Raw genomic sequence first — 24185 nt, forward strand, 5'->3', positions numbered from 1 at the left:
ACGTAATAAAAGTCCTGCCGTACAGCTCTCTCTGGAGTTGTGACGCAAGAGGGTAGGATTTTAAAAGAATAAAATAGAGATTGATAATAAGCAAGTTATAAGAATAATCCGACTAATTTTATTTTTAGTCGGTTAATAGTGAATAAATTTATCTTTCCTGAAATGGTGCGTACCGGTTCTTTTTCTTTCACAAATGAGATATCCATGTTTATATTATTGGCGTCGAACAGTTTTGCTGCTTCATTTTCAGGAATGGAATCCGCCACATAATGAATTTCAATGATACCCGGTTTGATCTGTTTTACCTGAATAAATTTCGAATAATTAAATATTTCATGGTGCCGCCCAAAAATTAATCCCGTGAGATTAATTCTCTTGCCGTCCCTGTCAATCACAACTTCACCCGATCGGCCTCCTTTCATCTGGAAGCTTTTTAATATTCCGTTCTCAATGACCGGTTGTGTGACTTCATCGTTAGTGTTGTATCTGATCAAAGGAGACGCCTGGTTATAATAACCGGTAGCGACTAATTCATCTATTCCATTCTTATTAACCACCTCGGTATAGCCATACGTTTGAAATGGTTCGTATACGAATTTTTGCTTTTTCTCATACGCTAATATACACCTTTCGGTGTGCCCGTACCACGATATAGTATCAATGCCGAATACATTTTCAATGACCGCCCTGTAATGCGGATGTGGAAATTCTGACCCCATGAAAGCGCCTTTTAACTGTGTTGAAAGTAAGTCCTGTAGTTCCTTATCCTGTTCTTTGCAGAAAATCGAGAAATCATAGATAGAAGAGGGGTATCCGTGCAAATATTTCACCGTATGTGTTTTTAGAATCTCCTTCAGTTTTTGGGAAACCTTTTTGTAATCGGAATAAAGATCCAATCCAAAGGTGTTCCTTACAGGGTCATAATCCACATAATTGCGAATATTGCTTCTGCCACCGAAACCCAATTTAAAATCGGACACTTTATAACCCAGTTTGTTCCAGATGGTATGCATGTGCGCCCACTCATGTCCTATAGAGCTTGGCTCAATATAAAAACCGAATGGGGTTCCGGAGGAACCTCCCGTATTGACAATATATCTTCCTTGTTTGGGAAACGATCTCTCTTCCAAAGGATACTTATTCAATATACTCTTGCTTGTCAAAGGGATTTTTCGTAAATCTTCAAAACCCCTTAGTTCTTCAGGACGGAAACCTTCCTGATCATAATACCTCTTATAGGCGGGGACATTTTGATAAGCGAAATCCACAATTTCTTTCATACGTTGAAAGATAAATGATTGTTTCTCTTCGGCAGAAAATGCTTCGTACGATGTAATTTCTTTTTCCCTTCGGCTGTAAATCGCTCCGATTCCCGGCCTGTACTGGTATGGAAGTCTGTTGATAAAACGTCCCATACCGGGCGAAATATTTTTCAGGTTGTTTTTTAAATATACTGCTATGCTCATCTGTCTTTTTAACAAGTAATCCTATCGTCGTATTAATTGTCTAACCCCAACTTGTCTTTCATCTTCGTTATAGTGGGAGATGCGGATATTTTTTGATCGATTTCTCTGCTTAAATCACCATTCAGTGTTATATAAAGAGGAATAGCACTTAATTCTTCTCGCAGTTCTTGCAGTCTATCGACTTTGTTCTTCTCTGATTCAATTGTCTCGTCCGCTTCAATTTTTATTTGCTCCACCTCCTCTTTTATTTTGAGCATTTTATCTAATAACGCACCTAACCTGGCAATGAGTGTGTCCCGGTTTAAGTTTTTCCAGCGCGGGTCATTGACCTGAATATCTTTATATCCATTATTCTTGTATAATCTCCACACAGTACGGGCTTTATTTACTCCCGTAAGTTGGTCTTTATCGTGTGCGAATAAGTACTTTTCCAGTTCTTCAGGATTTTTTTGAAAAACTGGCTCCCAAGAAGTTGACGGGAAAATATTGATTTCATTGTTTATAATAAAAACCGACATATATCCTTGGGAATCAATATCTACAAGTTCCCTCAACTTGGCTGACGCTTTGTCATTCCATAAGAATTTCTGGGATGTTGGTTCAATATCGGCACAATTTACAAACAAGGTTATGCAATCTTCATCCACCATTCCTTTTTCAGCATATTTCATAAAATAAGAGAGTTGCACTTCCTTGAGTAGCGTTTTTTCGAGCACCAAAGGAGAATCGTTGTCCGGATTTGTATAATCGTTGAGTAAATTCGACATCCGGGTCAAATTCTTACATTCTCTAAGGAATTCCTCTATTTTATGTAAACCATCTTGGGTTATTTCTCTCCTGATTTTAGCTTGCAAATTCCCTTTAAACAGTATTCCAGAGATAATGGCAGAATCTCTGACAACTTCAAAAGATGGAATTTTATCCCATAACTGCAATATCTCAAGGTAATAATCCAAGTTCCCATATATCGATTGGGTGAAAATAGGGGAACATGCAGCGGTTACTTCCTCTATCAATTCCTTTTTCTCACTATTCATTACCGCGGATAAAAAAGCCAAGATAGTTTTGTAATAAAATGGTAACTGTTTTTCTTCTTCTTTAGGTGTAGCCTCCCACTTAGAAATAAAGGACTCCACCATGTGAAAAATCTCTCTTTCTCTTTTGTTCGAATAATAATCCTCTATCTGCTGCAACTGTTTTGTAGCATTACTTTCTTGGAGGAGGAGAATCGCCTCCGATACAGTAATATTCTTCTCATCGTAGCGGTACCGGAAATACTGGTCGAATGCTCTTAATCTGGAAATTGAATTATAATCCAGTAACGGTGTTTTGGGAAAGAGATTATCCATACAAACTGAGACCACATTTTCGGGACTTATATATTTGTGCCTCTTATCCGGAAGAATTTTGCTTTCTACAGGAATCTTCTGTAATTTTTCATTTAATGCTGATTGCTCATTCTCTTTTATCTGTCCCTTTTTATATCGATATGTGTCATTATAGATGCCTAATTCCGACAAAGGATCTTGTGAAAGAAGATCATAATAAGCCGGATACCTGTACCTGATTAATTCCAGTTTGAATAAGTCCAGTATATTTATCTCTTGAAGTGATTTAGACAAAGCCTCTATATTTATAATAAATGCATTGGTAAAACGGATTACGTCTCTACGTGTCCTGATTAGTTTCTCGACAGGGAATTCATCTTCAAAACTCTGGAGGAAGCCTCTAATAACATCTTTATATGCCTGTTTATATGCCTGGTTTATTAACTTGGAATTCACTTCCTCCCACAGGAACTCTCGGATAACCCCGGAATCGAATGTGGGCAATGTAATTTCCAGATTAAATATCTTTTCCATATACTTCTCTGGATTGGCAACCTTCAAAGTTTTGATTAAATAATCACGGTCGTATGTGATTACAAATTGCAGATAAGGAAAGTTGGCCGTATTCCTTACTAACCGGAATAATTCAAGTATCTCCTCTTCGGAAAGCCTGTCGGTATCATCTACAAAAATGAGCGTTTTTAGTTTTGACTTTTCAAGTATTTCTTTGATTTTTTCGTACCGGTTTACTGTTGATTCGGATAATCCACGTCTTATTACTTTAAGACCGTTATTGAATATCGGCTCTGTGGCGGTCAAATCAGACAGCGCATCAACATACTTAGTCAATTGATTAGTAAAATTGGGGATATAACCAGATACATCCTTGGATAGTTGTGCAAAAAAATCGGTGATGATATTGTTAGCGGAAGAAGAGAGCCAAGGCTTGAATTCAAATATCACATTCATTCCACTGTTATTATCAGCCGCCGCCCCGACGTCATGATTATCAACATCCGGATGTCCTAATTTTAGTTTTATTAGATTAAGGAAACTGGTCTTTCCTGAACCCCAGTTTCCCGTTATGCCGATTACAAAAGAGCCCTCTTTATGGAAATTATCATTTATTTTCTGTGCCACTATCTCTGCGTATTGTCTCCTTTTGTAAGAGTCCTCTTCTTCTTTTTTAACGGGCGTCTCATAAATCAAAGAACAATTAGAATCCTCTCGTCTTTGTAGAGTATGTCTTCTTTTATAAAGGTACAATTCACCTATCAGGGAAATTGCATATAATAGTGTTACATAATAGGTCAGCATGTTTTTTGAATCGTTGAACGATTTATAGAACCAACCATGCTCATTACTTGTACAACTGTAAATAACACTGGACAAATAAATTATAAACAAGGTACCAAGAATGAGAATACGCGGCTTGGATATAACTCTTTCCCGACAGCAGGATATGTAATATATAATTAACACCAGAGAAGCAGCAATAGAATAGCATAATGCATCTTCGTACATCTTAGACATAAACGGTTTAACCCATATTTTATCGAGTATATCAGCCATAAAGTCTCGTGTGACAATGACAAATATAAGCAACAAAAAAAATATCAGCCAATTATTCCTGTTTTTTAAAAGCCATTCCCGAATAATTTTCAGCCTCTTATTTAAAACCGTAGCGTCCATTATTTCCCTTTCTTAAAACTCACTTTCAGCATCTTGTCCCTTGTCTTGTTCCATTAGATTTCGATCATACTCAAAAAAATGGGAATCGATATTTATCAATTTTAAAGTCCTATTCCAATGCTAATTATTTCAGCAAAGAGACTCATATATTTTTCAGCCCTGCTCTCTGATGTCTCAAAATCTAATATCTGTTTCTTTCCATTTTCAACCAAAGAAGTATATAGCTCTTTATCTTCTGTGAGCTGTATTATTTTATTAGCAATATCCTCAGGATTTAACGGATCAAAATAAAGTGCCGCATCTCTGCAAATATCTTTTGCAAAATCTAAGTCCGACGTAAGAATTGGTTTTCTCATAATCATCGCTTCAGGATAATTAGCACTAAATGTTTCAAGTAATGTGGGTAGAAAGAGAGCATCTGACTTGTTATATAATTCTGGACAGTTTTCGATTTTTTGTGGTCCAAGATTAATGATGTACTCCGATTTTGAAAAATTATTCTTAAAATCCTCCTCTTTTATCGTAAGATAAAAAGTGAATTTCTTTTCTGATTTTTCCTTCAATAATGGAATAACATTATTAATTATCTCAAGGTTTTTATGAGGATAAAATGCGCTCAGTACAAGCAATCTAAAAGTTTTATCAACTAAGTTTTCACCATTCTCAAGTTTATTCCTATACTTAGCATATACCGGATGATAAGTATTACCCACAACAAAAATTTCAGAAGTTGGAATATGAAGGAACTTATTAATTTTATATTTGGCATCCTCTGTCTCAACAATCAGAAAATCAGCTTTTTTAATCTTATGGTTTTTGATTATTCTCGAAAGACGACTATTAATTCTTCTTTTTAAGCTCAAACATCTAAATGCGATGGAGTTAGGGTTATAACACCATCCATTAGCAAAACCGGAAACATGAATTGATTTCGGCTTCCAATAGGCAGGACCAAAAACGGTGAAAACTAAATCCGGCTTAATCTTATTTTCAAGATAGTTTAGTCTTTGCCTAATTTTATATCCTTTTGCGATACTCGCTGGGGAGCAATTAAAGTGATAAAATTTAAAATTATCCGGATATTCATTTTCTTCAATTTGACGAGCTACTGCTTGAGATAAAAAAAGATGATACTCGTTACCTTTGAATTTTCTTAGTTCCTCTATAAAGGAAAGGCTGACCTGAATTCCCCCACCAACAACAATGTTAGAGGTATTAATTATAAGTTTCATTTTATTTTTTTCTTATGAGACAAAAAATACCGAATGTAAGATTTAGGGAAAAAAGATTCTATATGTCTTCTATTTATAACTTCTCCATCTAGAGAGCTATAAAATTTATAATTAGTCCCACTAAAAATATATTTATGATATTTCTTTGTTATCTTCAACGCATTTTCAGGAAAATGCCTTAACTGCCCATATGTCCAAGCAAAATATTCACATTGATAGTCCAATTTTTGCTCTAATATCTTTTTATTTTCTCTTAATTGAAATTCCACGTCATTACTCGACAACTCACTAAAATCCACATGATCGAAATTATGCGACCCTATCAAATGTCCCCTTTCATGTAAATTTTCGACTTGCTCCCATGTCATAGGATTTTTTGTGTAAGTATTAACTCGCTGATGAAATTGTTCCTGATATCTATCGTACGAATCAATGTAATTTGCGTTGATAAAAAACGTGCCCTTCGTATTAAATTTTTCTAATAGCGGTGCAATTATGCCATAGCACTCTTCAAAACCATCATCAAACGTAAAACTTATCAAGACCTTATCATTTGGAAAATCTTTTGCAAATATTCTTCGAGTTGCTTCTTCAAGCGTAATAAAATCACCTATACTCCTCAAGAACCTTAAATATCGTTCAAAGATTTCGGCATCCCTTTTATAATCAACAACAGAAGGTGTCACGTAATGAGAATTAATAATATGAATACCCGGTTGGGGCTTTTTAATACTACCCATCAACTTCAAATAATTATCTCGTAAAAATGCTCTCATGTTCTTAATAAGTATGATAATTTATAGCACTTAATGATAAATTTTCTATATCTCCCCTTGTAATCTTCTTATCATCAATAATTTTGTAACAGATATTGGCCTGATTAGGCACTTTAATAAAAAAATGATTTAGAAGATTCTTCCTTATTGGATTATTCTTAGATATGGAAAAACTCAATATATCATATTGAAATTTCGACTTACAGAGTTTCAGAAAAGAATTCATCTTGAATGAAGCCTTGTTTTTTTCATTCATGAAAAGGACTTGTCCTTCATTTAGATTACCCCTTTTTCCTACTCTGATAACAGCATGGAAATTTTCATTTTCTATAACACGATACTCTGAAACAGGATAAGTGAAAAAGCGCCATTTTAAATACTCCGGAGTAATTACAGAAGTGAGTTGCTTCTTAGGAGATTGGATAAAATCCATTGGAAGGATTAAATTTGTCAAGTTAGATTGATTGGGGTGAAAACCTTTTTTTAAATATTTAAACCCGAGTGGAATTGTATATACATTTCTCCCTTTAATCCAATAATCCGGATTATCAATACTTTTCCATCCTTTTTTTAAAAACCCCCTCAAGCTATTTGAATTAGGGAAATTCAGCATAAAATCAATTTTCTTGGATATTACCTCTTTTTCCCCCAATTCAATCAAATTACTAAATATCCCCTTCCCTTGATATTGTGGGTGTACAAATGTCTCAAAAGAAAGTACTGCTTCTCTTTTTTCTCCTTTCAACCAAAATGGTTGCATGCCATAAGCCACACATCCAACTATTTTTTCATCTTCCTCCGCACAAGCCAATATTGCTTCTCCATAAGGATTATCCCTGAATTTCCATAAAAACCACTCTTTTGTTTTTTGTGGAATTTTATGTGCCAACGAAGCGGATTCCAAGAAACTATCAATTAATTGTTTATCTGTTTCATAATTAAAAATGAAGTAGTTCATATTTATATCACTTTACAAAAATTATCTTTTTAAATAGGTAATAGAAAAACAGCATACCTAAAAACATTGTTGTTGAAGTAATAGGAGAACGAACAAAGAAAAATACATAAGGATATAGCATTGCACCCATAACTATATTAAACCCTTCTTGGCTAAAAACTGCATTTTTATAATTCTCTGCATATTTAAGCAAAACACCAATAAAAAACACAAGAATCAAAGAAATTAGCCCAAAATCTGCATATAAATCTCCAGTAAACCCGAATGACGCACTATGTCCTTCAGCGAACCCTCCCCTATAGAGTCTGATAAACCAATTCCCTAACATTGTAGGCTTATCAGGCCAAATTTGACGAGGCACCCAGAAATAGAATATAAAACTACTAGAAGCTCCGTATAAATGATCATTTGTTTCAAAATGTTTAAACATCAGTGCTGTCATATCCACAATACCCTCGGGACTCATAATAGATGAGGATAATATTGATGGTAGATCAGACCTATTGACACTATTATCAAATAAATGAAATTCTGAATCCTTTGTGGTAGAGGAGCGAAAATGTCTCATTAAGCTAGTTCCATAGCTTAAGGTGATTAATATCAATAACACATAAAAAAAATGCTTTAATGACATTTTATTAAAATGTTTAGCTTGAGTCACGATAAAAAAGCCTAATAAAGAAAACAATAACGGGAAACGAGTACCTTTTAAGAATAAAATTACAAATATCGGTACCGATAAAAAAATCGGAATTAATAAAGATTTCTTTTTGATATAAACGTAATAGTAAGCTAAGACAGCAGGCAAAATAAATCCTATCACACTAAATATAGTATTTACAAAAGAGCCACCTTCTCCTTCTCTAATTACAACATTTCTCCCAACCGTGAAGGTATAAAAAGCTTCTTTAAAATTCATCAAAAAATAGACAATGACTATTCCTATGATTACCGGGGTAATTAATAATTGACTCCTATTTCGAATATCAGGAAACGAAGTTTCAATTATTATTTCCTTATTAGGAAGGAGTGCGTATCCAATATTAACGATATTATTAGCTATTAGAAGATATTTAGAAGCATTGATAAAATATTTATCGGAAGTGTCTAAAAGAATAATTTCAGATAATATAATAAACACAAAAGCTACATTCCACACATCTATTAATTGAATCCTCTTGTTAAGAAATATAGATATTCCTATATAAACTACTATCACATAAAAGTATATTTGTCCAAGTAAGTTACAATCATCTATTAATAATATAATGGATGAAAAAATTAAAAAAAATGAAATAAAAATCAAATCCTTAAACTTCATTTGATTGAATTTACTATTAGTTTTATGCAAATAGAGATGATCATGTTTACTTTCATGAAATAATTGCAGACATTAGTGAAGCAGCCGATATAGGAGTTGTTATCCGATGCCCCAAGCTTAAGCTGTTTTTTTTCATTTGTCTAATTTCCTCTTCTTTTAAATTAAGAATAAATTCCAATTTATCTGCTAAATCTTTCACATTTCCTGTTTGAAAAGTAAAACCATTATATCCTGAAATTAAAAAGTAAGGTATAGCCCCCACTTCATCAGAACATATAATTGGCAATCCAGATAAAGTAGCTTCGTGCATTACCACGCCCCACTGTTCTCTTTTACTTGGTAATATAAGAAAACCTGAAGATTTCATAGCATCATGAATTTCTATGTTTTCCAAATAACCTCTGTAGACAATATCCGGTGCAATGGTATAATTAAAAAACTTACCCTGTCCGATTAACTCTAATTTCCAACCATTTTTCTCTTTTAAAGAAGACCAAGCCTCTAATAAAATATGGGTACCCTTCACCTCTTCCAGGTTACCGACATATAGAATAGTTTTACTATAATCATTGTCTATCTTAATTGTATCATATACATTTGTATCAGCACTTAAATTATTGAATAATATGTCCTTTTTTGAGAAACCAATTCTTCTTGCATATTCAAACTGATATGGTCCTGCAACCATTATTTTTGAAAAAGAGTTTTTTATGTATCTACCTATTAAAAATGCTCCTAATGTCTGCTTAAAATTATTTTTCCACTGAGTATCAGAAACAGCAACAACAATATTCTTTCTTTTCTTTAAACCCCTTGAAATTCTCAAATATTCTTTATCCATCCAACCTGAAGTTCTGATTAAGACAAGTTCTAATCTTAAAACGTATGATTTTAAAGCTTTAAAATCATCAAAACTACTTTTTCCAATAAATTCAACACCATCCAATTTGGGTGGCACATAAGGCGTTTGGGTGTTTTTGTCTTTATATATTACAATAATATTATACCCATAAGTATCCACTATCTCTTTTAAAAGCGAAATATGATAATTATGAATTTCTGATTGAAGAAACAATATTTTTTTTTTCATTTTCTAAACTTCATTAATGTTGCCTTTAAAGGAATATATTTAAATAAAAAATAAATCAAGCATGTATATAGCAGACTGAAGACAACTGTTTGCAATCCCCAAAAGAAAATTTTATTTTCGATATCCAGAAACACAATTCCATATGCTCCACAAAGACTCAAAAGGAATATAGAGAAAAAGGGAAATATAGTTGAAAAAATATTTCCAATTGAGTAATCATATTTTTTATGAATTTGAATAACTGCGTATAAGAACATCAGCAATTGAGATAAGGAAAAAAAATATACTAAATATGTGAAACCTAAAAAAGAAGAGAGAAGAACTAAAACAGTGGAGAATATTCTCGTATACACTATTAGTTTCGAATATAAGTGGGAATCTCCTTGAACCTTAAATACATCAATGCATAAAAAAAAGGGTGCATAAAAAATCATGCCGATCGATAATATCCTAAAAATTGGGACCGATTCCACCCATTTATCACCCATCAAAGAAGTAATTATAAGTTCAGAATTAATAAAAAAAACACCAACTATAAAGATCGTTATATAATTTACAACCTTCAAAATTTTCATTAACAGCTCTTTTGTTTTTTCCAAATTATTACCTTCTTTGGAAGCAATGGGCAAAAAAAGTCTTCTACTTGCTCCTGAAATAAGTCCAACAACTCCATCTATTAACCGCTTTGATTGGAAAAATAATCCTGCATCATGGGGAGAATATAATTTTGCAATTACAACGGGAAATGCATGGTTGTACACAGCTTCCACTCCACTCGACACCAAAAGATTCTTTCCAAAATAAAAATGAGGTTTAAAGTCAGAAAAGCTAAAACGTTGTATTTTAAACATTGGTGTAAAGATAATATATAAAAGATTCTTTATGAAGGAAGATATTATATTAAATACTACCACAGCCATAATGCCATAATTAAATTTTAGCATAATAAAACACACAACCCCCGAAATAATAATTGATATTAGATTTATGATACTTAATAATTTAAAGTTCATCTTTTGTTCAAGTCTAGCATAACGAACAAAAGAAAATGCATTAAAAAAAAGAATTAGAGAAGAAATATTTAAGAAAAAAGATAAATTTTCTACTTCAAAAAAGAATTCGATCGAGTTCGATGTGAATAATGTAAGAACAATTAAGAATATGCTTATTATAAGATTAAATACAAAGATTGCGGAAATTTCCCTATCCGAAATATTTTGATTTCTAATGATTGAAATAGTGAGACCACTATCTACAAAAATATTGAGAAAATAAATATAAGCAGTTATAATTGCTATTGTTGATAACTCGGCAGGAACAAGATATCTTGCTATTATAATGGTAATTGCAAAATTTATGAGTTGAACTAAAATTCTATCAAAGATACTCCAAAAAGCCGCTTTAATCATTCTTATAAAAATACTTCGAATTTACATTTTAAAACTGATGGGCGAGAAATATTTTAGTTATCTAATTCTATGAGTCTCCTCCGAAAATCCCATTTTTCCAATTTCACCCACCTTACAGGGTATTGTAGAGGGGCTATTTTTATAGAAAACGACTTATCGGAGTGGACTCATTCTATTAAATTAAAAATCTCAAAATACACTTACATGCTTCTCCATCCCCATAAGGATTATTGGCTTGCGCCATCATATTGTAATATATTTGGTCATCCAATAATTTGGAAACTTCCGAGACGATAAGGTTATAATTAGCTCCTACCAGTTTCACGGTGCCAGCCTCTAATGCCTCGGGGCGTTCTGTTGTATCCCGCATCACCAATACGGGCTTGCCTAATCCGGGGGCTTCTTCCTGTATGCCGCCACTGTCAGTTAAGACCAAAGTGCTTTGCTCCATTAGGAAGACAAAAGGGAGATATTCCAACGGCTCTATAAAGAAAATATTCGATTCTTCATTATTCACTCCCGATACAACTTCTTCTCCAAATATTTCTTTGATGGGTTTGCGCACATTGGGATTGAGGTGCATAGGATATACAAAGTCCACCTCAGGATATTTCTCCGTAAGAGTTTTAATCGCATTACACATATTGATAAAACCATCTCCGAAATTTTCTCTTCTATGCCCGGTGATTAAGACGAGAGGGCGAGGAGATTGGGAGAGGGGGAGATTGGGAGAAATTGAGATGATGCGTTCAGGAAGACCACTCTGGAGTAATGTCTCCTTTATTTGTGCCTGCAAAACGGCATCACTCTCGATTTTGTCCACCACAAGATACAGAGCGTCGATCACCGTATTGCCGGTAATGGTGATACTCTCTTCTTTTACTCCCTCGGCCAATAAATTCTGTTTGCTTAACGGGGTTGGTGCAAAGTTGTAGGTGGCAATACGGCTGGTAATTTGCCGGTTCATCTCTTCCGGCCAGGGGCTGTAGATATTATGGGTTCGTAAACCGGCCTCAACATGGGCGACCGGTATTTGCTGATAAAAGGCGGCCAGAGCGGCAGCCATCGAGGTGGTGGTGTCACCATGCACAAAGACGATGTCAGGGTTGGCCTCTTTCAATACATCCCGTAACCCGACCAATACACGGGAAGTGACATCGTATAAATCCTGTCCCTGTTGCATAATATTGAGGTCGTAATCCGGAACGATCTCAAACAGGTGCAACACCTGGTCGAGCATCTCCCGGTGTTGTCCGGTGACACAGACCTGCGTTTCAAACTCATCAGCATGTTTTTGAAACTCCTTGACCAACGGCGCCATTTTAATCGCCTCGGGGCGGGTACCAAAAACCAGCATTACCCGTTTTTTATTTTCCATCATCATCTTTTAAATATACCACAAAAATCGAGAATGATCTTATCGTCGCTCCATGCCAACTCTTTGAATTCATCATGTGCCACTAAAAAAGCCACAATATCGGCTTTTTCGTAGGCTTCTTTATAATGGGTCAGTTTGAACACTTTGTGCTCTTTCACATTGGGTTCCACAATCAGGAAATCACCGTTGTTATGTCCTTGCATCACTTTTGTGGCAATATATTTGGCGGGGGATTCCCGCAAATCGTCGATATTGGGTTTAAAGGCAAGCCCCATCAATGCGACAATCGGTTCACGCCCATGATCGATTTCAAACTGTTGAATGGTATTCTGTGTTTTCTCAGCACACCAGAATGCCTTGTAATTGTTTATCTCACGTGCTTTGCCTATGATCTGCGATTCCATGGGGAAATCGGAAGTGATGAAATAGGGGTCTACCGCGATACAATGCCCTCCCACTCCACTTCCCGGTTGCAGGATATTTACACGGGGGTGCTTATTGGCGAGTGCTATCAGTTCCCATACATTGATGCCGGCCTTGTCGCATATCAGCGAAAGTTCATTGGCAAAAGCGATCTGCACATCACGGGAGGAGTTTTCCGTCAATTTGCACATCTCTGCCGTACGGGCATTGGTCTTATGCAGTTCTCCTTTCACAAAACAGCCATAGAACTCCAATGCCTTTTGGGTGGAAGCTTCATTGATTCCTCCAATGACCCGGTCGTTATGGATCAATTCATAAATCACATTGCCGGGCAATACCCGCTCGGGGCAGTAGGCGATATGGAGTTTATCTTTCAATTCAGGGCGATTGGAAAAGATAAGGTTCGCCATTTTCTCGGTAGTTCCTACAGGAGAGGTAGATTCTATAATATAGAGGTCGCCTTCTTTGAGAAAAGGAATTACGCTATGGGTAGCCGCCTCCACGTAAGAGATATCCGGCTCATGATCACCTGTAAAAGGTGTAGGTACAACGATAAGGTATACTTCGCTCTCTTCCGGCGTAAGGGTGGCTATTAATTTCTTTGAGGTAACCACTTCATTACATAATTCCTGCAGGCCGGGTTCCACAATATGTATTTCTCCCCGGTTGATTGTTTCCACCACCTTGGAATTGATATCCACTCCCGTCACATCAATACCGTGACGGGCGGCAATTATAGCCGTGGGTAATCCGATATACCCAAGCCCCATAAAACATGCTTTCATTTACTTTTTATTAATTGATATCCTATTCCTTATCGATATAGCCTGAGCCGTAACCATAACCATAGCCGTATCCATACCCATAGCCGTAGCGGGCATTTTCACGATCGGTGCCGTTGAGGATGACCGCCATATTCTTCAACTTTCCTTCGGTATAGAGCCGCTCGACTTCGGGCAATAAGGCTCTGTCGAGCAGACCCGCACGGACAATGAAGAGGGTCATATCCACCAGCTTGGTGATGATGGAGGTATCGGCCACAATTTCTACCGGCGGACAGTCGATAAAGATATAGTCGTATTCCGCGCTTAACGTTTCAACCAATTGTTCCAACCGCTCATCGAATAGCAATTCGGTGGGATTGGGAGGGATAGTTCCCACGGGAAGCACATCCAGATGATCATGGCTTTCACTTTTCACGATAGCGGATCGCCAATGATCTATCTGATGTCCCAAATAGTCGGCAATACCCGGTTTGGGGGAATCGGCATAAGTGCTCAACAATGCCTTGCGCATATCGAGGTCGATGGCGATCGTTTTCTTTCCTTTGATGGAAAAACCGGCTGCCAGGTTTATGGCGATAAAGGTCTTTCCACTCTGGGGATTGATGGAGGTAAGCATGATCACCTTAGCCTTGCCTTCCTTCCTGGCCATAAACTCAAGGTTAGTACGCACCACCCGGAAGGCTTCGTTGATCACATTGCGGTTTTTCTCCTTGACCACAATCTCCCGCACTGCTTCCTCATTCATCCAGCCTCTCCGTTTCCCCTTGCGGTACATCGGTATCTCGCCCACAAAGGGAACGATCGTCCCTTCCAAATCCTTCCGCCCCCTTACCGTGGTATTCGTCCTCTCCCTGATCACGAAAAAGATCAACGGAAGTAATATGCCTGCCATCAGTGCCACTAACAGGAGAAATGCACGCCGGGGTTCAGTGGGACTGAGAGACCCGTAGGGCGGCGTGATCACACGGGTGTTATAGGCAGTGAATGCCTGGGAGAGTTCATTCTCTTCCCGCTTCTGCAGCAGGTAGAGGTACAATGATTCTTTCACTTTCTGCTGGCGTTCCACCGACAACAGATACCTCGCCTGGTTGGGATTGGAGGCGATCTGTCCCGTCACCCTTGTTTCCTGCCTCTTTGTATTGGCTATCTGGGTATGCAGCGATGTGATCAGGTTATCCACCGAACGGAGTACCGCCTGCTTCATATCGGCCAGCGACTGGGTCATATCGATTACCAACGGGTTCTTTTCACTACTATTGGACAACAGACTGTTGCGCCGGAGCACCAAGGCGTTGTATTCACTGATCTGACTTTCCAAATTGACATTGTCGACGCCCGAATTGGTGGGCAACAGCCGTTCTGCCGATTCAACACTCAGGTTCCGGTGGATATTCTCGGCGATGGCGAGGCGGTTGTTGAGTTCCAGCAACTCACGCCCGCTTTCGGCATATTGCGACAGGTACATACCCGATACCGCCTGTATATCGGGCAGTATATGTTCACTCTTATAACTGGAAATATCCTGATCGACATCCCCCAGCTCACTTTCAATCACATTAAGCCTGTCGTTGATAAATCGCGAAGTGCTGACGGCGATCCGGTTTTTGTCGTTCATCCAGTCCTCATTATAGACGGTGATCAACGTATTGAGGATATCTTCCGCCCGCCGGGGGGATGCGTTTTTGATAGTCAGGTTGATCACGGTGGATTCCTTGCTTCCCAGCACAGCCTGAAGCGCGCCCGAGTACCCATTCACCACACCTTGAAGGCTACCTTTGGCAAAATGCACATTGGAATGGCCGCCCTCTTCGCTGTAAGAGGGTGTGGGGGTAATCATCAGCACTCCCACGGGCGTGGTGATGGTATCGGAGAAGGAACCTTCCACCTCACCGGAGAGCTTCTCCCCTCTCCGTACAAAATTGGAGAGTTTCAGTTTTCCTTCGGGGTGTAACGCTATATCGAACTCCAGTGAATGCTCATCGTACTCTTTAAAGGTAACCAATACCGGTGACGCTTTATAGAGGTCGACCTTCCTTAAGCCTTGTTTTACTATATATTTCTTGTCGAGATCGAGCCGCATGACCACTTCCCGCATCAGCGCCGGCGATTTCAGGGTGAGCAGCTCGTTATTGACATTGGTGTTGGAACTGAAGATCCCCAGATCGTCGAATCCGGTCACATTTACGGCTGACGATCCCTTGGAGTCGTCCTTGATCAGGATGGAGGCATTACGGGTATAGGTAGGCGGCGTCACCATCAGATAAAGGGCAACCAGTGCCAGCGCAGCCAACAGGCAGGCCACAAACCAGTACCATTTGGAGACAACTATATGGATGAGATCCTGAATGCGGATGAAATCGTCGGTCTGTTGCGGTTTTTCTGAAGACATATGAATAAATTAAAAATGAAAATGAGAAGTTGAGAAGGGGTTATTTGACAATCAGGACGGCGACGGAAGTGAGAAGTGACGCCAGCGAGATCCAGAAGGAGGTGGAACGTATGTTGTTGCCATTGACGGTGGACTGCCGTGCTCTTACCGTATTGGGTTCTACATATACCACGTCGTTCTGTTGCAGGTAATAGACCGGGGAGTTATATAATTGCCTGGCGGAAGTAAGGTCCACCCGGTAAGGTATCTGCACCCCCTGCTCGTCGCGCAACACATACACCGTTTCCCGCTTCCCGTAGATGGTAAGGTCACCCGCCATGCTGATAGCATCCAGCAGGGTGAGCCTGTCGCGGTCAATAGCAAACCTGCCCGGATTATTCACCTCTCCCAACACCGAAACACCCAGGTTCATGAACTCGACGGTCACCACCGGGTCCTTGACCAGGTCTTCTTTAATAAGCGTTTGCTTGACATGCTCGGCAATTTCAGTACGCCGCAATCCGCTTACCATCAGCTTGCCCACCACCGGAAAGTCGATATACCCATACTCATCTACCGTATAACCGGATATCTGCTGGGCAGTGCCATACAGCGACTGTTCGGAGGATCTTCCAATACGATGCGATACGATGGGGAGGTTGAAAAGGTTGGAGAGTTCCGCATCCTTGCTGTTCACCACGATGGATATCTTGTCGTTGGGACGCACCCTTATCTCTAACGGCACATCCAATTGTTCCGGCATGCCGGGAACCAGATCCTGAAAGTAACTGACTTTGTCTACAGATCCGCAGGAGCTGAAAAATGCCACCAATAACAGGAGGGGAACAAGATTACACGCTTTTATTTGTTTCATTGTTATTCAATTGTAATTCAGTTGTTATTCAGTTGTTATTCAGTTGTTATTCGATTGTTGCTGCAAATTTAGTTATTTTAATTTTATACCACTATTTTCTGCCATGGCATAATACAAACAAGACGGTTGTTATTCGGTTTTATTCCGGTTCACCTGCTCTACCGTTTTGATATTCTGCGGGGAAGCACTGTGTACCTGCCTTACTCTTCGCCTTAAAAGGAAATCGAGTATAACCCATAACAGGATCACAAGGCCCAGTATCAGGTTGACATTCAGGTAAGGCACCAGGAAGAAAGCAATTGCCCCGAAGAAGATGGCATTGGTAAGCATGATGAGTGTAACCACTTTATGAGAGAATCCCAAGTTCAACAGTTGGTGGTGCATGTGGCTCTTGTCGGGTTTAAAAGGGCTCCGGCCCTTAATCAACCTTAGCAACACTACCCTGAGCGCATCGAACATAGGCACGATCAGCATGGAGAAACCCAACACCAATGCCCGGGGCGATTGATCCGGGCCTATGGAAGCGGAATGATATACTTTCACGGCAATGGCCGCCAGCAACATACCAATAGTCAACGAGCCGCAATCACCCATAAACATCTTACTATGGTTACTCGTCTTACCAAATATATTATAATAAAAGAAAGGAATTAACATTCCCAAAGCGGCGAAAGTAAATATACTGATAACATACAGTTTGAGATAGATAAGGGTTATCCCGAAAAATAAGAAGGCAAGCATCGCTATGCCTGCCGCCAACCCGTCGATGCCATCAATAAAGTTGAAAGCATTGATCACAGAAACGATAATAATGATGGTGAGGGGAATACCTATGACGGGGCTTATCGCATACATGCCAAAGAGGCCATGCAGGTCGTTAATCCATATTCCCGATGCAGTAAACAATACTGCGGCAAGTATCTGGATCAACAATTTACTCCGGTAACGGACTTCGACCAGGTCGTCGGTAAGGCCCGTGAGATACAGCAAAATGACAGCGGAGAGCACCAGTGCCCACTCCAACAAGGAAGAGGCGTTGATAGTTGATACGAGGGAGGTTTGTAAAAGGAGGTTGGCACTCAACACCAGGAGGAAGGAAAGAATCATGGCCGGGAGAAAACCCACTCCCCCCAACCGGGGCACGATACCGTTGTGTACTTTTCTTTCATCGCATGGATCAAACAATTTTTTCCGAAAACATATCCGTTGAATTTCGGGAAGGAAAAACCATGAAAATAGTCCGCTACCAACCAATGCGGCAAAAAGGCTAATATATAGTTCCATTCTGATAAGATTTTGGAGTACTGTCGATACTCGAGATTCTATGATTGTATTTTTTCCAGCAAAGAAGGATGTATATAGTGTGTGGCAACGACCATCACTCCTTTGATTTCCACAACAACGCGCTTGTTGTTCTTTATCCTAACCAATGTCCCCTCCACTCCTTCGAACGGTCCGCCCGTGATACGGACCCGGGTGCCTATCTTCAGTCCCAGTTCACCGGGATCGAGATACACAATACCCTGGTCATAATTACCGGCCACCGTCATGAAGTGCTGCATCTCCGTCTCGGGAACGACAATGGGTTTGCCGGTACCACGATCCATCATATAACGTATGGGGAATTTCAGTTTCAACTCGTTGATGAGCAGCCGGGTGGCCTTTATGAAGATAAGATTATGGACTACAGGTTTCAACTCTTTGATTTTAACACCCTTCCTTTCACTAATTTTGTAAGCCATGGCTACAAAACTAATGATCTGATTGGCATCACAGTATCGTTTGACGATCATTTCCCGGTTATAGGTAACACGCAATGCATACCAATATGACTCTTTGTAAGGTGTCATACCTTTCGTCACACATTCATAATTGATGAAAATTCATCACAACTTCAATTAAAGACATTCCTTGGGGACACCAGAATTACGAATAACGCTGATTTTTTAAAAATTACGTAAAATAAATTCAGATTACAAATCCGAGTTCCTGCTCCAGAAACAAGGCTTTATAACTTTACAAAGATAAGAAAGTCGCTTGATATTACCTTACAAAAATTCACATTTAACAAAAATTTTGAACAACTTTTTCCTTATTTTCAGAAAGTTACAAAAAAAATATCTCAAAAGAGACAATAAGGTTAAGCAAAGCTAAACAAATATCTGGAGGAGCGTACGTAGCAGCTCCGTCGTAACCCGGTTTTGGGGAAGAATGGCCTATTCTTCCCCCTTGTTTGCTTTTTTGGCAGCGGATGACGGCGCCTTTTTGGGCGAGAGCATGATCGACATGCGTTTGCCTTCCATGATGGGCATGTATTCCACTTTGGCATACTCTTCCAGGTCGTTGGCAAAACGCAACAATAACACTTCGCCCTGTTCCTTGAACAGGATTGAACGCCCTTTGAAAAATACGAATGCTTTCACTTTTGAGCCTTCACCCAGGAAGTTCATGGCATGTTTGAGTTTAAAATTGTAGTCATGATCATCGGTTTGGGGACCAAAACGGATCTCCTTGACGGTCACCTTTACCGATTTCACCTTCTGTTCTTTTAGCTTTTTCTTTTGCTGGTATACAAATTTCTGGTAATCGATTACCCTACAGACAGGCGGCTTTGCCGTAGGAGCTATTTCCACAAGGTCTAACTCCTGCTGTTCGGCAATTTTCAAAGCCTCCCGCGTGGGATAGATGCCTTCCTGCACATTGTCGCCTACTAACCGGACTTCCGGTACCCGGATACGCTCATTGATCCGATGTTGCTCTTTTGAGTCTTTTCTCATTCAAAAACTTTAAAAATTAAAAATTAAAAAGGAAGAATTAAAAATGAAGAATGAAGAATTAAAAATGAAAAAATCACTATTCATCATTCACTATTAACTATTAACTATTAACTATTCACTATTCATTATTCATTGCCTCTCCCACTTCGCGGGAAATATCTTCGGCAAATGTAAGCAATTTTACTGAACCTTTGTCTTCCCCTCCCTGTTTTCTTACCGAAATTTCTCCATTTTCTACCTCTTTCTCACCGACAATCAGCAGGTAAGGGATACGTTTCAATTCATTGTCGCGGATCTTACGACCTACTTTTTCGTTGCGGTCGTCCACCTCGGCACGGATATCGAATTTCTTCAATGTCTTCACCACGTCGAAGGCGTAGTCGTTGAATTTCTCGCTGACGGGAAGCACCACTGCCTGGGTAGGCGTGAGCCACAGCGGGAACTTGCCGGCCGTATGCTCGATCAATACCGCCACAAAACGTTCCATTGATCCGAACGGTGCGCGGTGGATCATTACGGGACGATGCTTCTGGTTGTCGGCACCGGTATATTCCAGTTCAAAACGTTCGGGAAGGTTGTAATCCACCTGGATGGTACCCAGCTGCCAGCGGCGTCCCAGCGCGTCTTTCACCATAAAATCGAGTTTGGGTCCATAGAAAGCCGCCTCACCCAATACCACTTTCGCCGGTAACCCTTTCTCCTCGCAGGCCTCCACGATGGAACGCTCGGCTTTTTCCCAGTTTTCATCCGAACCGATATATTTTTCCTTGTCGTTGGGGTCGCGGAGGGATATCTGTGCTTCGAAATTCTCAAAATTCAATGCTTTAAAAATGATGAAGATGATATCCATCACTTTCAGGAATTCATTTTTCACCTGGTCGGGTGTACAGAAGATATGGGCATCGTCCTGGGTGAAGCCGCGCACACGGGTCAGGCCGTGCAATTCTCCACTTTGCTCGTAGCGGTAGACCGTCCCGAATTCCGCCAAACGCAACGGCAGTTCTTTATAGGAACGGGGGAAAGCTTTAAATATCTCACAGTGGTGCGGGCAGTTCATCGGTTTCAGGAGGAACTCTTCACCCTCTTCGGGGGTTTTGATCGGTTGGAATGAGTCCTTTCCGTATTTGGCATAATGTCCTGACGTGACATACAACTGCTTGTGCCCGATATGGGGTGTGATCACCTGCTCGTAATCGAATTCGCGCTGTATCTTCTTCAGGAAATCTTCGAGGCGGAGGCGCAGCTGCGTTCCTTTGGGGAGCCACAGGGGAAGCCCTGCCCCCACGGTCTGTGAGAAATGGAAGAGCTGCAATTCCTTTCCGATCTTACGGTGATCGCGCTTCTTGGCCTCTTCGAGCAGCAACAGATACTCATCCAGCATCTTCTTCTTTGGGAAGGTGATGCCGTAAAGCCTTGTCAATTGCGGACGTTCTACATCACCACGCCAGTAAGCACCGGCAGCCGACAATATTTTTACCGCCTTGATATAGGAGGTGTTGGGGAGGTGCGGTCCCCGGCACAGGTCGGTAAAACTCCCCTGGGTATAGGTGGTGATGGTGCCGTCTTCCAGTTCGTTGATCAGTTCTACCTTATAGTTCTCATGCCGGTTGGAGAACATATCGACAGCATCTGCCTTGGAAATGCTTTTACGCACAATATCTTCTTTGGCGGCGATCAGTTCCATCATCTTCTTTTCGATGGCGGGGAAATCAGACTCCTTGATGGTTACCCCTTCACCCGGATCCACATCGTAATAGAAACCGTTCTCGATGGCCGGGCCAATACCGAATTTAATGCCCGGATATAGTTCCTGCAACGCTTCAGCCATGAGGTGGGCGGACGAGTGCCAGTAGGCATGCTTACCCTCTTCATCTTCCCATTTGAGCAGACGTACGGAGGCATCGTGTCCGATGGGCCTAGTCAGGTCCCACGTCACACCATCCACGCTCGCGGCAAGTACTTCCTGTGCCAGCCTCGAGCTGATGCTGTTGGCTATCTCCATTCCCGTTACTCCCTTTTCATATTCCCTGACCGATCCGTCGGGAAATGTAATCTTTATCATATCCATATTGGTTAAGATTATAACTAAAACTTTCCGTCTGACGATATTTTGTGACCGTTTTAGTTGTAATCATACTATTCACGAAAGTTGAATCTTCAATTTTAAAAATACAAAAATAGTATTTTTGTGCAACGTAAAGAAAAAATAATGAAACTAATTCCCAGCCCTCACTGCATACGTTTGATGATACTATATGCTTGCACGATGCCGAGTTCTCCGGCTTTGCGGAGATCGTCGAGTCCCTCGCGGGTCTCGCCGATGGAGAGCCGCGCTATCCCGCGGTTGAAATAGGCCTCGGCGAATTGAGGTTCGAGTTCTATCGCCTTGGTGTAATCGGCAATGGCTGCGCGGTAATCTTTTTCAAGAGTGAAGATCTCCGCCCGGTTGTAATAGGCATACATAAAATTGGGATCCAGACGGAGAACCGTCTCATACTCCCTGAGTATCTCGTCATACTCAACCGACTTGGCAGATATCTCGGGTAATCTGGATTTCCCGGCCACCCCGCTGCCGGCAGCCCCGGGAAGATCAATCCCTATATTCCTGTCCATCATAAGCGGCTCGCTTTGCAGGCGGTCATATTCAATCTGCTTAGAACGGATCGCGGCCCAGGCAAAATGAGCCACCAACAGGTTTGGGTCCAAGCCGATAGCCCTCCTCATGTCTTTCAACGCATTTTCGTAATCCTGTATCAACATAAAGTCCATTCCCCGGCCGAAATAGAGGGAAGCATCATCCGGCTGCCGGTCGATCCGTGCGGAATAATTATCGATTGAACGGAAATGGGTCTGTACCTGGAATTCATTCAGCGGAGCATCCCTGTTTGTCATTTTCAGCAACCAGGTGAGGGCAAGCTCGCTATTGGCCTGGTCCATCCTATCGGAATAATATACCGGTCGGCGCACTTCAATATCACGTTCGTAATACGTCAACACGAATCGTGGTTCCGGTTCAATGGGCGCACTGATATTCTGTACCCGCCCCCTGCTCTGGCGCTGGTATTTTGTATTTTCCGATTCACCTTTGTCGGCGACCACCAGGAGATTGAACTTCTCAATATCACGGTCAGTCTGCTCACGGGTATCTTTGCTTTCCGATCTTTCCTTTGCCTGTTTGAAAGGTTCGGGATCTACAGTGGCCACCTTGCGGGCTTTCGATTCTTCCGCCCGCGCAAGCATATAATCCTGCTCCGCTCCCCGCAAATCATTCAACTCACGTTTCAGTTGCGAACGCATATAATAACCGGTAAAGAAATCGGGATGTTCACCCAGCACTACATTGAGATCGCTTAAGGCACCGGCCTTGTCACCTATCTCATTGTGCAGCATGGCCCTGTTCAGGTAAGCGATCGTATTTTCCGGATCCAGCTCGATTACCTTGTCGAAATCGCGTATCGCCCTGTTATTATCGGCCACTTGTGCGCGCAGCAAGCCCCTGTTAAAACGGGCAATAAGATTGTTTTCATCCATCTCGATCACCCTGTCGTAATCGGCCATCGCCCCGCGCAGATCGTTCAGATGATATTTCACCAACCCCCGGTTGATATAATTCCCTTCAAAATAAGGATCTAGGCGGATCGCCTCATCCATATCGGCAAGGGAACTGTTATAGTCTTTTTGTTGGAAATACAGCAATCCCCGGGCTGCAAAACTCTGTGCTGTATATGGATCTTTTTCTATCGCCATGTTCAGGTCGGCCATCGCCTCGGTAGTATCCTCCATCTGGATATACATATGTGAGCGGGCCAGGTAACCGGGTGTATAATCGGGAAAACGCCGCAAGAGCACATCAAAGAACTTCCCGGCAATATCATATTGCTTCATCTCGATATTTACGATACCCATGTTGACCAATGTGAGCCTGTCTTCCGGATAGAATTCGAGGCTTCGCTGGTAATCCGTGGCTGCCTCTTCATATTTCTCCTGATTCTGGCGTGCGGCACCACGAAGCTGGTAAGCAGCCGTATAGTAGGGATTACGCACCAGGCAGTCTGTTGCGTCTTCCTCCGCTCCCTTAAAATCATCAAGCATAAACTTGGCTACTGCCCTGAAATAATAGGGATCAGCCAGATAAGGCTTGGCCGTGATTACCTGGTTAAAATACTGAATGGATAGCACGTAATCTTCAAAGTAGAGCGCATTCTTCCCGATCATCATCACACGGTCGGTATTGACCTGTGCCGAAGCCGTGAACGAAGCGAGTAAAATAAAGGCAGCAACGATCGTTTTCTTCATCTTTAATCCTTT

17 protein-coding genes are annotated in these 24185 nt (G+C 40.6%); all 17 read right to left on the reverse strand.

Annotation, left to right across the window (positions count from 1 at the left end; genetic code table 11):
* Positions 1 to 95: 95 nt before the first annotated feature.
* The 17 genes from ABV001_RS05405 to ABV001_RS05485 all read right to left on the reverse strand — a co-directional run bounded on the left by ABV001_RS05405 (position 96) and on the right by ABV001_RS05485 (position 24173).
* Positions 96 to 1466 carry a phenylacetate--CoA ligase family protein gene (locus ABV001_RS05405; protein WP_352421862.1) on the reverse strand — a complete coding sequence of 457 codons (1371 nt, stop codon included), beginning with the start codon at positions 1464 to 1466 and terminating at the stop codon, positions 96 to 98.
* A gap of 32 nt (positions 1467 to 1498) precedes the next feature.
* Positions 1499 to 4486 carry a P-loop NTPase fold protein gene (locus ABV001_RS05410; RefSeq protein ID WP_352421863.1) on the reverse strand — a complete coding sequence of 996 codons (2988 nt, stop codon included), beginning with the start codon at positions 4484 to 4486 and terminating at the stop codon, positions 1499 to 1501.
* Positions 4487 to 4587: 101 nt separating this feature from the next.
* Positions 4588 to 5718, reverse strand: a complete 1131-nt coding sequence (locus ABV001_RS05415; RefSeq protein ID WP_352421864.1) for a glycosyltransferase — start codon at positions 5716 to 5718, stop codon at positions 4588 to 4590.
* The gene (locus ABV001_RS05420; RefSeq protein ID WP_352421865.1) at positions 5715 to 6494 is read right to left on the reverse strand and encodes a polysaccharide deacetylase family protein; all 780 of its coding nucleotides are present in this window, start codon (positions 6492 to 6494) and stop codon (positions 5715 to 5717) included. The genes ABV001_RS05415 and ABV001_RS05420 overlap by 4 nt, the downstream gene beginning before the upstream one ends.
* A 4-nt stretch (positions 6495 to 6498) precedes the next feature.
* Positions 6499 to 7452 carry a GNAT family N-acetyltransferase gene (locus tag ABV001_RS05425; protein WP_352421866.1) on the reverse strand — a complete coding sequence of 318 codons (954 nt, stop codon included), beginning with the start codon at positions 7450 to 7452 and terminating at the stop codon, positions 6499 to 6501.
* Positions 7453 to 7459: 7 nt separating this feature from the next.
* Positions 7460 to 8611 (reverse strand): O-antigen polymerase, encoded by a 1152-nt coding sequence (locus ABV001_RS05430; protein WP_352421867.1) that lies wholly within the window; start codon positions 8609 to 8611, stop codon positions 7460 to 7462.
* 214 nt (positions 8612 to 8825) lie between these two features.
* Complete coding sequence (locus tag ABV001_RS05435) at positions 8826 to 9863, reverse strand: glycosyltransferase family 4 protein (protein WP_352421868.1); 1038 nt, start codon at positions 9861 to 9863, stop codon at positions 8826 to 8828.
* Positions 9860 to 11272, reverse strand: a complete 1413-nt coding sequence (locus tag ABV001_RS05440) for an oligosaccharide flippase family protein (protein WP_352421869.1) — start codon at positions 11270 to 11272, stop codon at positions 9860 to 9862. Before ABV001_RS05440 ends, ABV001_RS05435 begins: the two co-directional genes overlap by 4 nt.
* Positions 11273 to 11447: 175 nt before the next feature.
* Positions 11448 to 12656 (reverse strand): non-hydrolyzing UDP-N-acetylglucosamine 2-epimerase, encoded by a 1209-nt coding sequence (wecB, locus tag ABV001_RS05445; protein ID WP_352421870.1) that lies wholly within the window; start codon positions 12654 to 12656, stop codon positions 11448 to 11450.
* Complete coding sequence (gene wecC, locus ABV001_RS05450) at positions 12653 to 13858, reverse strand: UDP-N-acetyl-D-mannosamine dehydrogenase (protein ID WP_352421871.1); 1206 nt, start codon at positions 13856 to 13858, stop codon at positions 12653 to 12655. The genes wecB and wecC overlap by 4 nt, the downstream gene beginning before the upstream one ends.
* 22 nt (positions 13859 to 13880) lie before the next feature.
* Positions 13881 to 16247, reverse strand: a complete 2367-nt coding sequence (locus ABV001_RS05455; protein WP_352421872.1) for a GumC family protein — start codon at positions 16245 to 16247, stop codon at positions 13881 to 13883.
* Positions 16248 to 16287: 40 nt separating this feature from the next.
* Positions 16288 to 17100, reverse strand: coding sequence for a polysaccharide biosynthesis/export family protein (locus ABV001_RS05460; protein WP_352421873.1), 813 nt, complete (start codon positions 17098 to 17100; stop codon positions 16288 to 16290).
* A 129-nt stretch (positions 17101 to 17229) separates the two neighbouring features.
* Positions 17230 to 18384, reverse strand: a complete 1155-nt coding sequence (locus ABV001_RS05465; protein WP_352421874.1) for a glycosyltransferase family 4 protein — start codon at positions 18382 to 18384, stop codon at positions 17230 to 17232.
* 38 nt (positions 18385 to 18422) lie between these two features.
* Entirely contained in the window at positions 18423 to 18950 is a 528-nt protein-coding gene (locus tag ABV001_RS05470; RefSeq protein WP_352421875.1) for a UpxY family transcription antiterminator, read from the reverse strand.
* A gap of 366 nt (positions 18951 to 19316) precedes the next feature.
* Complete coding sequence (infC, locus tag ABV001_RS05475; RefSeq protein WP_352421876.1) at positions 19317 to 19877, reverse strand: translation initiation factor IF-3; 561 nt, start codon at positions 19875 to 19877, stop codon at positions 19317 to 19319.
* Positions 19878 to 19995: 118 nt separating this feature from the next.
* Positions 19996 to 21939: a threonine--tRNA ligase gene (thrS, locus tag ABV001_RS05480; RefSeq protein ID WP_352421877.1), complete on the reverse strand. Its 1944-nt coding sequence runs from the start codon at positions 21937 to 21939 to the stop codon at positions 19996 to 19998.
* Between the two features lie 167 nt (positions 21940 to 22106).
* Positions 22107 to 24173 carry a tetratricopeptide repeat protein gene (locus tag ABV001_RS05485; RefSeq protein ID WP_352421878.1) on the reverse strand — a complete coding sequence of 689 codons (2067 nt, stop codon included), beginning with the start codon at positions 24171 to 24173 and terminating at the stop codon, positions 22107 to 22109.
* Positions 24174 to 24185 lie beyond the last annotated feature (12 nt).

This window comes from Proteiniphilum sp., from assembly GCF_040307845.1.
Classification (GTDB): domain Bacteria; phylum Bacteroidota; class Bacteroidia; order Bacteroidales; family Dysgonomonadaceae; genus Proteiniphilum.

What these genes read in the sequence shown, in the direction of transcription:
- ABV001_RS05405 (WP_352421862.1), bottom strand. Translation starts at nt 1,466, where the DNA reads ATGAGCATAGCAGTATATTTAAAAAACAACCTGAAAAATATTTCGCCC.
- ABV001_RS05410 (WP_352421863.1), bottom strand. Translation starts at nt 4,486, where the DNA reads ATGGACGCTACGGTTTTAAATAAGAGGCTGAAAATTATTCGGGAATGG.
- ABV001_RS05415 (WP_352421864.1), bottom strand. Translation starts at nt 5,718, where the DNA reads ATGAAACTTATAATTAATACCTCTAACATTGTTGTTGGTGGGGGAATT.
- ABV001_RS05420 (WP_352421865.1), bottom strand. Translation starts at nt 6,494, where the DNA reads ATGAGAGCATTTTTACGAGATAATTATTTGAAGTTGATGGGTAGTATT.
- ABV001_RS05425 (WP_352421866.1), bottom strand. Translation starts at nt 7,452, where the DNA reads ATGAACTACTTCATTTTTAATTATGAAACAGATAAACAATTAATTGAT.
- ABV001_RS05435 (WP_352421868.1), bottom strand. Translation starts at nt 9,863, where the DNA reads ATGAAAAAAAAAATATTGTTTCTTCAATCAGAAATTCATAATTATCAT.
- ABV001_RS05440 (WP_352421869.1), bottom strand. Translation starts at nt 11,272, where the DNA reads ATGATTAAAGCGGCTTTTTGGAGTATCTTTGATAGAATTTTAGTTCAA.
- wecB (WP_352421870.1), bottom strand. Translation starts at nt 12,656, where the DNA reads ATGATGATGGAAAATAAAAAACGGGTAATGCTGGTTTTTGGTACCCGC.
- wecC (WP_352421871.1), bottom strand. Translation starts at nt 13,858, where the DNA reads ATGAAAGCATGTTTTATGGGGCTTGGGTATATCGGATTACCCACGGCT.
- ABV001_RS05455 (WP_352421872.1), bottom strand. Translation starts at nt 16,247, where the DNA reads ATGTCTTCAGAAAAACCGCAACAGACCGACGATTTCATCCGCATTCAG.
- ABV001_RS05460 (WP_352421873.1), bottom strand. Translation starts at nt 17,100, where the DNA reads ATGAAACAAATAAAAGCGTGTAATCTTGTTCCCCTCCTGTTATTGGTG.
- ABV001_RS05465 (WP_352421874.1), bottom strand. Translation starts at nt 18,384, where the DNA reads ATGGAACTATATATTAGCCTTTTTGCCGCATTGGTTGGTAGCGGACTA.
- ABV001_RS05470 (WP_352421875.1), bottom strand. Translation starts at nt 18,950, where the DNA reads ATGACACCTTACAAAGAGTCATATTGGTATGCATTGCGTGTTACCTAT.
- infC (WP_352421876.1), bottom strand. Translation starts at nt 19,877, where the DNA reads ATGAGAAAAGACTCAAAAGAGCAACATCGGATCAATGAGCGTATCCGG.
- thrS (WP_352421877.1), bottom strand. Translation starts at nt 21,939, where the DNA reads ATGATAAAGATTACATTTCCCGACGGATCGGTCAGGGAATATGAAAAG.
- ABV001_RS05485 (WP_352421878.1), bottom strand. Translation starts at nt 24,173, where the DNA reads ATGAAGAAAACGATCGTTGCTGCCTTTATTTTACTCGCTTCGTTCACG.